Source organism: Neisseria sp. P0001.S005, assembly GCF_051963715.1.
The window spans coordinates 1-9,978 of the sequence record NZ_JBQCTZ010000130.1 but is presented as its reverse complement, the minus strand read 5'-3'; the positions used below and the strand labels follow the sequence as shown (position 1 = coordinate 9,978).

At 48.1% G+C, this 9,978-nt stretch carries 14 protein-coding genes and 1 pseudogene; 8 read left to right on the top strand and 7 right to left on the bottom strand.

Features of this window, described 5'->3' with window-relative positions; translation table 11 throughout:
• From bamC to ACTHSP_RS13980, 7 genes and pseudogenes are all read left to right on the top strand, one after another.
• A partial coding sequence (gene bamC / locus ACTHSP_RS14010; protein ID WP_440346305.1) for an outer membrane protein assembly factor BamC occupies nt 1-552 on the top strand: 552 nt, incomplete at its 5' end.
• Between the two features lie 122 nt (nt 553-674).
• A complete protein-coding gene (locus tag ACTHSP_RS14005; RefSeq protein ID WP_003679018.1) occupies nt 675-905 on the top strand; it encodes an NGO_0222 family membrane protein in 231 nt (76 codons plus the stop codon).
• 9 nt (nt 906-914) lie between these two features.
• Nucleotides 915-1,508, top strand: a complete 594-nt coding sequence (gene rdgB / locus ACTHSP_RS14000) for an RdgB/HAM1 family non-canonical purine NTP pyrophosphatase (RefSeq protein WP_049358175.1) — start codon at nt 915-917, stop codon at nt 1,506-1,508.
• Nucleotides 1,509-1,582: 74 nt separating this feature from the next.
• A complete protein-coding gene (locus ACTHSP_RS13995; protein ID WP_049351568.1) occupies nt 1,583-2,092 on the top strand; it encodes a hypothetical protein in 510 nt (169 codons plus the stop codon).
• Between the two features lie 83 nt (nt 2,093-2,175).
• Nucleotides 2,176-2,514, top strand: a complete 339-nt coding sequence (locus tag ACTHSP_RS13990; RefSeq protein ID WP_318250565.1) for a thioredoxin family protein — start codon at nt 2,176-2,178, stop codon at nt 2,512-2,514.
• Nucleotides 2,515-2,610: 96 nt separating this feature from the next.
• Nucleotides 2,611-3,786, top strand: a complete 1,176-nt coding sequence (gene hemW, locus ACTHSP_RS13985) for a radical SAM family heme chaperone HemW (RefSeq protein WP_049351566.1) — start codon at nt 2,611-2,613, stop codon at nt 3,784-3,786.
• Between the two features lie 59 nt (nt 3,787-3,845).
• Nucleotides 3,846-3,953, top strand: a pseudogene (locus tag ACTHSP_RS13980) (opacity family porin); the annotation flags it as partial.
• Nucleotides 3,954-4,057: 104 nt separating this feature from the next.
• Here ACTHSP_RS13980 and ACTHSP_RS13975 read toward each other — a convergent pair.
• The 7 genes from ACTHSP_RS13975 to ruvB all read right to left on the bottom strand — a co-directional run bounded on the left by ACTHSP_RS13975 (nt 4,058) and on the right by ruvB (nt 9,217).
• Nucleotides 4,058-4,426: a VanZ family protein gene (locus ACTHSP_RS13975; protein ID WP_049351565.1), complete on the bottom strand. Its 369-nt coding sequence runs from the start codon at nt 4,424-4,426 to the stop codon at nt 4,058-4,060.
• Nucleotides 4,423-4,632: a hypothetical protein gene (locus ACTHSP_RS13970; protein ID WP_036472378.1), complete on the bottom strand. Its 210-nt coding sequence runs from the start codon at nt 4,630-4,632 to the stop codon at nt 4,423-4,425. Before ACTHSP_RS13970 ends, ACTHSP_RS13975 begins: the two co-directional genes overlap by 4 nt.
• 103 nt (nt 4,633-4,735) lie before the next feature.
• Nucleotides 4,736-5,314, bottom strand: coding sequence for an aminoacyl-tRNA hydrolase (gene pth / locus ACTHSP_RS13965; RefSeq protein WP_049351564.1), 579 nt, complete (start codon nt 5,312-5,314; stop codon nt 4,736-4,738).
• 54 nt (nt 5,315-5,368) lie between these two features.
• Nucleotides 5,369-5,641 carry an RnfH family protein gene (locus tag ACTHSP_RS13960; protein ID WP_049351563.1) on the bottom strand — a complete coding sequence of 91 codons (273 nt, stop codon included), beginning with the start codon at nt 5,639-5,641 and terminating at the stop codon, nt 5,369-5,371.
• On the bottom strand, nt 5,634-6,065 hold the full coding sequence (locus ACTHSP_RS13955) for a type II toxin-antitoxin system RatA family toxin (protein WP_003683270.1): 432 nt from the start codon (nt 6,063-6,065) through the stop codon (nt 5,634-5,636). The genes ACTHSP_RS13960 and ACTHSP_RS13955 overlap by 8 nt, the downstream gene beginning before the upstream one ends.
• A 90-nt stretch (nt 6,066-6,155) precedes the next feature.
• Nucleotides 6,156-8,063 carry an ATP-binding cassette domain-containing protein gene (locus tag ACTHSP_RS13950; RefSeq protein ID WP_049329637.1) on the bottom strand — a complete coding sequence of 636 codons (1,908 nt, stop codon included), beginning with the start codon at nt 8,061-8,063 and terminating at the stop codon, nt 6,156-6,158.
• Between the two features lie 122 nt (nt 8,064-8,185).
• The gene (gene ruvB, locus ACTHSP_RS13945) at nt 8,186-9,217 is read right to left on the bottom strand and encodes a Holliday junction branch migration DNA helicase RuvB (RefSeq protein ID WP_003683680.1); all 1,032 of its coding nucleotides are present in this window, start codon (nt 9,215-9,217) and stop codon (nt 8,186-8,188) included.
• Nucleotides 9,218-9,433: 216 nt separating this feature from the next.
• Here ruvB and cmk point away from each other — a divergent pair.
• Nucleotides 9,434-9,978, top strand: a 545-nt coding sequence (cmk, locus tag ACTHSP_RS13940) for a (d)CMP kinase (protein WP_440346304.1), incomplete at its 3' end; no start/stop codon positions are given.

The window sequence follows — 9,978 nt, the reverse complement described above, 5'->3', positions numbered from 1 at the left end:
CACAAAGGCATGAAAGAAGTTTATGCCGACCGTAAAAAAGACACTACGATGTGGCAGCCGGGTGAAAACGACCCTAATCTCGAAGCTGCATTCCTCGCCCGCTTTATGCAATATTTGGGCGTTGACGGCCAGCAAGCCGAACAGGCTCTGACCCAAAGCGTTGCCGCCCGCAGCAATGCTTCTGAATTGGCGCGTGTGGACAATGGCACTTTGTTGCTGGCAGGCGATTACGGCCGCAACTGGCGTCGTACCGCCCTTGCGCTTGACCGCATCGGCCTGACAGTTATCGGTCAAAATGCCGAACGCCGCGCTTTCTTGGTTCAACAAGCTCCAACCGAAGGCGAAGCAGTTGCCAATAAAAAACCGGGCCTGTTCAAACGCGTATTTGGCAAAGGCAAAGCAGAAGCGCCAAAAACTTATCCTGAAATCATCGTGTATGTTGAGCCTATCAACAATGGCGCACGCCTCCATCTGTTGAACAAAGACGGCAGCCCATACAAAGGCAGCGATGCCTCCACATTGTTGAGCCGCCTGCACACAGAATTGCGTTAATCCGTTATTCGACTTAAGGCCGTCTGAAATATTCAGACGGCCTTTTTAATGAATACGGCATGGTTTCAAATTCCCAATCTGACGTTATAATCAGAACATTTTTCCCTCTTACCCAAGTTGCCATGACCCGACAAAAAGCCTATCTGCTCCTGACCGCCCTGTTTACCCTGATGTTTATCGTACTGATTTTGTTGGGCGCTTATCTTCTGAGCATTCACAGCAAACAATTCGCCGTTGCCGCCTTTCTGTTTGCCTTTGCCGCCGTTTTTGCCCAAATCGGCAGCCTTGCCCTTTACATCCGCCACAAAGCACGCGCACAAATGGCTCGTATGCAGCAAACCGAAAACCATTAAGGAAAAACCATGTTTGAAAAAATCGTCCTTGCCAGTGGCAACGCAGGCAAACTCAAAGAATTTTCCCGCCTCTTTGCCGACTTAAACATCGAAGTCCTGCCGCAATCACAATTCAATACGCCCGAATGTCCCGAGCCGTACCATACCTTTGTTGAAAATGCCCTGGCTAAAGCACGTCATGCCGCCAAATACAGCGGTTTACCGGCACTTGCCGACGACTCCGGTATCTGCACCAATGCCTTAAACGGCGCACCCGGCATTTTCTCCGCACGTTATGCAGGCGAAAGCCCCAAATCCGATGCCGCAAACAACGCCAAACTCTCTGCCGATCTTGCCGATAAAGACGACAAAAGCTGCTACTACGTCTGCGTACTCGTCCTCGTCCGCCACGAAAATGACCCGCAGCCCATCATCGCAGAAGGCATCTGGCGCGGGCAATGGCAGGCAGAAGCCGCAGGCACCAACGGCTTCGGCTACGACCCACATTTCTATCTGGCCGAACACGGTTGCACCGCCGCCGAGCTTGATCCTGAAATCAAAAATGCTGAAAGCCACCGCGCCCAAGCATTGCGTGAATTGTTAAGAAAAATCGAAACCTTATAAATCGATAGCAGGCCGTCTGAAAACCTGAAACGTTTTTTAGATGTTCCAAATCCAACAAATAATGGAAGAAATCCATGTCCCCTAAGCAAATCTTGATTGTCGCCATCCGCTTGGTCGTTTTAATCGGTATCGTACAAACACTTGGCAGCATCGCGACCATATTCGTACAGACAGAAAGCATGTATGACAGTAAACAAATCTCATCCGTACTGATGCTCTACGGCTTGTATCTAATTGCATGGCTGCTGCTATGGTGTTTCCCTGCCGCCATTGCCAACCGCCTGTTGCCCGAACATCTGCAAACCGTACAGGAAGCCCCAAAACACCCTGCACCATGGCTGACGACCGGTATTGTATTAATAGGCATATATACTGTTTTCCAAGCTATCCCCGACCTAATTTACCAGTTCTCTCTCTATCTTTTTGTACAGTCTATTGCTATCGATACACATACATCCGTTTGGGCGGACCTCGGCGCACAAAACCAAGCCGGTATACTTACCAACATCGCGCAGCTTTTTATCGGCATTTTCCTGCTATTCGGTGCACCCAAACTCTCATCTTGGATGCGCAAAAGACTTTAACTACATAAAAACAACAGGCCGTCTGAAACCTTCAGACGGCCTATCTCACATTCATTCCCATGCCCAAGCCCACACCTGAAGAATTGGCAGCCTTTGCAAAACACGTTGCTGCCTTCATCCCAACCACACCTGACGAACTTCTGCAACTCATTGACAGTCAAGAAACTGCTATCGTCTTTTTAGGCAAACCAAGCTGTTCATACTGTCGCCGTTTTGTTGCAAAACTGTCTACCGTTTCCTTAAACAAGCAGCTTACCATCCGCTTTACAGACAGCAGCAACAAAGCAGCTTTAAAAACTTTTCGTGAACAATACGGCATCAAAACTGTTCCCGCATTACTCAATATCTCTCAAGGCAAAATAAAATCCGTCTGCAATTCCAAATTATCAGAAGAAGAAATTGAAGCATTTTTGAGCGCTTAGCCTTCGCATATTTCCTACTGATTACTTTCCCAGCCGACATTTCAGTTAAAATAACGGCCTAAAAATTTCAGACGGCCTTGAGCCTCAACACATACCATGACCCAAATCACCTTCCAACGCCCCGGCCAGCTAACCGCCCTACCTCCTTTATCACTCTATATCCACATTCCTTGGTGCATCAAAAAATGTCCATATTGCGACTTCAATTCCCACAGCCTGAAAAACGGCCTGCCGGAAGACGCCTATATCGATGCCCTATTAACCGACTTGCAGCTTGAATTGCCCAATATTTGGGGCAGACCGGTGGAAACTATATTTTTCGGCGGCGGTACACCCAGCCTGTTTCAAGCGAAATCGATTGACCGCTTGTTAAGTGGCGTGCGTTCATTAGTGCGCTTGCAACCCGAAGCGGAAATTACTTTAGAAGCCAATCCGGGCACATTTGAAATTGAGAAGTTTCAAGGGTTTAAAGACGCAGGCATTACGCGTCTGTCTATCGGTGTGCAAAGTTTTAACGACGATATGCTTGCTCGATTGGGACGCGTTCACAATGGCAAAGAAGCCCTGACAGCCATTGATACTGCATTGAAATTATTTGACAAAGTCAATATCGATTTGATGTATGCCCTGCCAAACCAAACCGTTCAGACGGCCTTAAACGATGTGCAAACCGCTATTGCAACAGGCGTATCTCATATCAGCGCATATCATCTGACAATGGAACCGAACACGCCTTTCGGTCATACGCCGCCCAAAGGATTGCCGCAAGATGAAGCAGCATTGGATATTGAAGATGCCGTACATGGCGAATTGGAAGGAGCAGGCTTTATTCACTATGAAACATCGGCTTTTGCAAAAGCTAATATGCAGTGCCGCCATAATTTGAACTACTGGCAGTTCGGCGATTACTTGGGCATAGGCGCGGGTGCACACGGCAAAATTTCCTATCCCGACCGTATCGAGCGTACCGTCCGCCGTCGTCATCCCAACGACTATCTTGCCGCCATGCAGAGCAATCCGCATGAAGCAGTCGAACGCAAAACCGTTGCTGACGAAGACCTTCCATTCGAGTTCATGATGAATGCCCTACGTCTAACCAACGGCGTACCTGCCTCAATGCTGCAGGAACGTACCGGCGTACCCACTGCAAAAATCATGGCACAAATCGAAACCGCCAGACAAAAAGGCCTGCTTGAATCAGACCCGATCGTATTCCGCCCGACAGAACAAGGCCGTTTGTTCTTAAACGACTTGTTACAGTGTTTTTTATAAGTGCTTTTTTACAACAGTTAAAACATTTTTAGATTTGCTTAATTTACGACAAGAAAATACAAAACGTTGCCTTGGATGCAGGCTATCGCTATAACCACTGGAGCAAGATCAATAACGTTAAGCTCCATTCCCACGAAGTATCTGCCGGCGTACGCGTAACATTCTAATTCTTATCATGAAGCAATCATTGCTTCAAATATCAAGTAACAAAAGGCCGTCTGAAACCTGTTTCTCAGGATTTCAGACGGCCTTTTAACTTCTTTAAATATATCTAACTTTTTGCTGTTTTTACTTTTTCTGCAAACCACAGCGCCGCAGCCGTACCTGCCATATCGGCAATGCCGTCCGCAATCGAACCTTGCCGCGTAGCAGTCAGAAATGCCTGAGCTAACTCACTTCCTACTGCAAACAATAAAGCGGCAAACAGAATGCCTTTATAGGGTATTTCCCTATTCTCTTGAATAAATATTTTTGCGCACAGCCATGCCTGACCGAAGAAAAGTCCGAAATGGCCGACTTTATCAAAATGGGGAAATGGTGGAGCGCTATTGCCGCCCTCTTTGAAAAGTAAGGCATAAATGGCGGCGGCAAACCAGATCAAGGCAGCGGCAGTAAATTTGTTTAATGGTAAGGCTTTCATTTGTCTGCCTCTTCATCCAGCCATGTTTGACAGATGTCTGCCAAGCGGACAAATTTTCCACCACGCGCCTTCAAAATATCACGCCATTGTGCCACTTCTTCTGCATCCGGGGCATCTTCAATACTGCATTCGTAAAGGCAGAAGTCTAATGTTTCGCCAACAATGCCTGGGGCTTCGGTCTGCATAAGGCTAGTCAGTTCGCTCATATTTACTGTTTCTTTGATTGGTTTATCACTAGTCAGACTGCACCGTCTGTTTTCAGGCCGTCTGAACATGATGCGCAAGGTTGCCCGTTTGATTCGGGTACGCTTACTTACTGTGTAAAAAACGTGTTGCCTCTTCCCATTCGCCATTTAACACGGCCGGCAATCCTTGCAGGGATTTGGCAATGGAATCATCAATTTGCTGTCTGTGTTCCGCCGACGGTTTATTCAACACATAACCGACAACCAGATTACGGTCGCCCGGATGATCAATACCTAAGCGCAGGCGGTAGAAATTAGGCGTACCCAAACGAGTCTGAATGTCTTTGAGGCCGTTGTGTCCGCCGTTGCCGCCGCCAAGTTTGAATTTGATACGGCCGCATGGAATATCCAGCTCGTCATGAACCACTAAGATTTCCTCCGGCTTGATTTTGTAAAATTGAGCCAAAGCGGCTACTGCCTGACCGGAGCGGTTCATAAAGGTCATGGGTTTGAGTAGCCAAACATCGCCATCAGGCGTAGTGGTGCGCGCTACTTCGCCGTAAAATTTCTTTTCGTCTTTAAAATTGACTTTCCATTTCCACGCTAGTTCGTCCAACAGCCAAAAGCCGACATTATGGCGCGTTTGTTCGTATTCTTGGCCTGGATTGCCCAAACCAACGATTAATTTAATTTTCAAGCTCATTACTGTTCTTTCAGTTTGACAGGCCGTCTGAAAAAGTTTCAGACGGCCTTTGATTTATTCTTGCCCTGCACGTTTACGTCTCGCTTCTTTAGGATCAATCAATAATGGACGATAAACCTCAATCCGATCGCCATCGCGCAATACAGTCTCGTCTTTCACTGCCTTGCCGAAAATACCCAAAGGTGCTTGCTGTAAATCCAACTCTGGGAACTCCACCTCCAATCCGCTTTTCAAGGTAGCTTCGCGTACGGTTGTACCTTCTGCAACGGTCATGCTCTTCAACACTTGCCTGTCGGCCAGTCCGTAAACAATTTCAATCTCAAGCATAGCGGCGGTCGGCCTCTTTAATAAAAGCATCCACCAGCGTGCCAGCGAGATGGCCGAACACCGGGGAAATCATGGCAGAAAGTACGGCATTGGAAAAATCGTATTCTAATCTGAATTCGACTTTACACATATCATCGCCCAAATCGATAAATTTCCAAGTGCCGCGCAAGGTTTTAAACGGCCCTTCGAGCAAATCCATGCGGATTTCCTGCCCCGGGATATTGTGGTTGTGCGTCGCAAATGACTGTTTGACGCGCATATAGTCCATAAACAGGCGCGCTTTTAGCTCATTGCCTTTGCGTTCGATGACTTCGGTCTTGCTGTACCACGGCAAAAATTTTGGATAGTCCTCAACTTTGTCCACCAGCTCAAACATTTCCTTAGCGCTATGCAGCACCAATACGTTTTTCTCGACTTTTTTCATGTTGGTTGTAGACCTTGTTTTTGAATATTCGGGGTTCAGACGGCATGATTTAGAAAAATATCTGCCCTACTTTGGGACAAAATTCCCAATTTAAACCGCTTCGCCATTTTGTTTCGCTTCCAGCCATTCCCAGCGTTCCAGTTTTTCCAAAAGCGACATCTCGATTTCTTCAGCCCTGCTTTGCAATGCACCTGCTTTTTCGTAATCTTTGAAAATTTCAGGATCGGAAAGCTGGGCATTGATTTCAGCCTGCTCGGTTTCCAAAGCGGCGATTTCATCAGGCAGGGCATCGAGTTCGCGCTGTTCTTTATAGGAAAGTTTGACTGTGCGGTTGGCTTTGGGTTTAATTTTTTCAGGTTCGGCAACCGCTTTAGGCGCAGAGGCCGTCTGAATTTTATCTTCCCGCGATTTTGCGTCAATATAGTCTTGATAGCCGCCGATGTATTCTTTCAGACGGCCTTGTCCTTCAAAAACAATGCTTTGGGTAATCACATTATCCAAGAACATACGGTCATGCGAGACAAGGAATACCGTGCCTTGATAATCACGCAGTAAGTCTTCGAGCAGCTCTTGGGTGTCGATGTCTAAGTCGTTGGTTGGTTCGTCCAAGACCAAAATATTGGCGGGACGGGTAAAGAGTTTTGCCAGCAAAAGGCGGTTGCGTTCGCCGCCTGAGAGCGATGAAACAGGACTTTGTGCGCGAGCCGGATGAAACAGGAAATCTTCCAAATAGCTCATCACATGCTTTTTCTTACCGCCGACTTCAACGTAATCATTGCCCTGTCCGAGCGTGTAAAACACAGTATCATTTTCATTCAACGCGCTGCGGAACTGGTCGAAATAGGCAACTTCCTGCTTGCTGCCGATGCGGATTCTGCCGTAGGTCGGCTGCAATTCACCCAAAATCAGCTTGAGGAAGGTGGTTTTACCGATACCGTTTGGACCGATTAAGCCGATTTTGTCGCCGCGCTGCAAAATGGCGGAGAATTTGTCCATGATGACTTTGTCGCCATAGGCAAACGAAGCGTGTTCCAATTCGGCGATGATTTTGCCACTTTTCTCGCCGCTGTCGAGCTTGAAGTTGACCTGCCCTTGTACATTGCGGCGTTCGGCGCGCTGGCGGCGCAGCTCTTCCAAACGGCGCACGCGGCCTTCATTACGGGTACGGCGCGCTTCAATGCCTTTGCGTATCCACGCTTCTTCCTGCGCGTGGAATTTGTCAAACAGGCGGTTATGTTCCGCTTCAACCGCTAATTCCTGCGCTTTTTTCTCGCTATATTTAGAGAACGAGCCGGGATAGGAGCGCAGAATGCCGCGGTCTAGTTCGACGATGCGCGTAGCGATATTATCCAAAAAACGGCGGTCGTGGGTAATCACAACCAAGCTGCCTTCAAACGCTTTAAGCAGATTTTCCAGCCAAATAATCGCGTCAATGTCCAAATGGTTGGTCGGCTCGTCCAGCAGCAATACGTCGGGCTTTTGCACCCAAGCCTGCGCCAAGGCGACGCGCTTTTTCTGACCGCCGGAAAGATTGCCGATTTTTTCGTTTTCCGGCAAACCGAGTTCCCCCAAAGTCTGCTTGACTGCCGCATCCAGTTTCCAGCCGTCCTTCGCTTCGATTTCAAGTTGCAATTCGTTGAGCTCTTTCAACAAAATCTCACTCGAACCATTTTCCAACTCATGGCCGACATGATGATAACGGCGCAATAAATCGCGAATTTCGCCCAAACCTTCGGCAACGGTATCAAATACGGTTGCGTCCTTATCAAAAAAGGATTCCTGCGGTACATAAACGATTTTGAGGTTGTTTTGAACAATAATCTGCCCATCGTCGAGCTTTTGTACGCCGGCGAGGATTTTTAAAAACGAAGACTTACCCGCACCGTTACGGCCGATTAAACCGATTTTCTCGCCGCTGTCGAGTTGAAAAGAAGTTTTGTCGAGCAAGGCGACGTGGCCGACGGCAAAAGAAGCATTTTCTACGGATAAGATATTCATGGGGAAACTTCAAAAAAGAAAAGGGAGACATTTTAACCGATTATCGGCAGATATTTGCCGACAATCATATGAAATTGAAAGTATCAGGCCGTCTGAAAGCGGTTTTCAGACGGCCTTCATTATTATTCTTGAACCTTCAAGCCGAAATGCAGATAGGCTCGTTCGGTTGCTACGCGTCCGCGCGGTGTACGTTGCAAAAAGCCCTGCTGAATCAGATAAGGCTCAATCACATCTTCGATGGTATCGGTCGATTCGCCAATTGCAGCAGCCACATTTTCCAAACCGACAGGACCACCGCTGAATTTGTGCAGAATCGCCTCAAGGAATTTCCTATCCATCACATCCAAACCTTGCCCGTCCACATCCAGCATACTCAAGGCTGCATTGGCAATTTCCGCATCAATGACGCCGTTGTTTTTCACATCGGCATAATCGCGCACACGTCGCAAAAGGCGGTTGGCAATACGTGGCGTACCGCGGCTGCGCTTGGCCACTTCCATTGCGCCCTCGTCGCCCATATCCAACTGCAACAACTGTGCAGAACGGGCAACAATAGTTGCCAAATCTTTATTCTGATAAAACTCCAATCGGGATACGATACCGAAACGGTCGCGCAACGGATTGGTCAGCATACCGGCACGGGTCGTCGCGCCTACCAATGTAAACGGCGGCAAATCGATTTTAACCGAACGCGCGGCCGGTCCTTCGCCTATCATGATGTCCAACTGATAATCTTCAAGCGCGGGATAAAGGATTTCTTCAACCACAGGACTTAAACGGTGGATTTCATCGATAAACAGCACATCATGCGGCTCGAGATTGGTCAACAAGGCTGCAAGGTCGCCGGCACGTTCCAAAACCGGGCCGCTGGTTTGGCGCAAATTAACGCCTAACTCTTTGGCGATAATGTGCGCCAAAGTAGTTTTGCCCAAACCCGGAGGGCCAAACAGCAAAGTGTGGTCAAGCGCTTCACCACGTTTTTTCGCTGCCTGAATAAAAATGGCCAACTGCTCTTTTGCTTTATCCTGCCCGATATAGTCGTCTAAAGTTTTCGGACGTAAAGCGCGTTCAAGCAATTCTTCCTGAGCGGAAATATTTTGAGCAGTGATAATGCGCTGAGGTTGTGCAGAAGTAAGATTATCAGTTTGTAACATAATGTTTCTAAATTCTAAGACCGTTCCCGACCCGTTATTTCAGACGGCCCGAACAATCAGACAAAGCGGTTAAATTATGATTTTGGCCATTATACCCGATAAGGCCGAGCCACTTTTCCCTCAAATCTAAATCACACAAAAATTTTCGCTTTCAGACGGCCAAAGCAACGTATAATAAACGGTTAATTCAAATACCTATCGCATTCAGGAGAACACATGAGCCTCAAGCAAAAAGTCATTGCCATCGACGGCCCCAGCGCATCCGGTAAAGGGACGGTTGCCTCACGCGTAGCCGAAGCCTTGGGTTTTCTTTACCTCGACTCCGGTGCGCTTTACCGCCTGACCGCACTTTACGCACAAAAACAAAATGTTGCCTGGACAGATGAAGATGCCGTCAGCACACTGGCAGAAACCTTGCCCGCACAATTTGAAGGCAGCGCCGTATTATTAAACGGCGAAGATGTATCCGAGCAAATCCGTACCGAAGCGATCGGCATGGGCGCATCTGCCGTCGCACAGTTGCCTAAAGTGCGTGCCGCCCTTTTGCAACGCCAACGCGACTTCCTAACTGAAAAAGGCTTGGTCGCCGACGGCCGCGATATCGGCTCGGTTATTTTCCCTGATGCCGCATTAAAAATTTTCCTGACCGCAAGTGCCAATGTCCGCGCCCAACGTCGTGCCAAACAACTCGGTATCCCATGCGAAGGCGTTGCATTCGAGCGTATTTTGTCGGACATTGAAGCGCGCGACGAAGCAGACCG